This window comes from Bradyrhizobium viridifuturi, assembly GCF_001238275.1.
Lineage (GTDB): Bacteria > Pseudomonadota > Alphaproteobacteria > Rhizobiales > Xanthobacteraceae > Bradyrhizobium > Bradyrhizobium viridifuturi.
Map to the genome: position 1 here is coordinate 1 of NZ_LGTB01000136.1, position 517 is coordinate 517.

At 55.7% G+C, this 517-nt stretch carries 1 protein-coding gene; it reads right to left on the reverse strand.

The genetic code is table 11. The annotated features are described in order from the left end of the window. Positions 1 to 517 (reverse strand): integrase core domain-containing protein (locus ALC15_RS40980; RefSeq protein ID WP_157861003.1); only part of this gene is annotated, 517 nt, incomplete at both ends.

Here is a 517-nt window from a genome sequence, read left to right on the forward strand (position 1 = left end):
TGTTTAGTCCCGGCATTTGCTGGAGCGGGTTGAGTTTGAATCGTTCTGGCTGGGAAGTCCAGCATTTGCAGATGTATTCGTAGGGTGTAAGGCCCTTCAGGGTCTTCAGCCGCCGAGCGTAGTTGTAGGCGGTGATGAAGTCGGCAAGGTGAGCTTCGAGCTGATCGTGTCGATCGTAATGGTAGCGTTGAACGGTCGCTTCCTTGATCGTGCGGTTCATGCGCTCGACCTGGCCATTGGTCCAGGGATGCTTGATCTTGGTCAGCCGATGTTCGATGCCGTTTTCCTCGCATCGCATATCGAACATATGCATCACGTATCTTGCCGTTGGGCCGTCGGCGTAGCGCGGCGGGAAGGTGAATTGGATCCCATTGTCGGTGAGAACCGTGTGGATCTTGTAGGGGACAGCCGCGATCAGAGCTTCGAGAAAGGCCGAGGCTGAGGTCCTTCCCGTCTTCTTGACCAGTTGCACGAAGGCGAACTTGCTGGTGCGATCGATTGCGACGTAGAGGTAGAG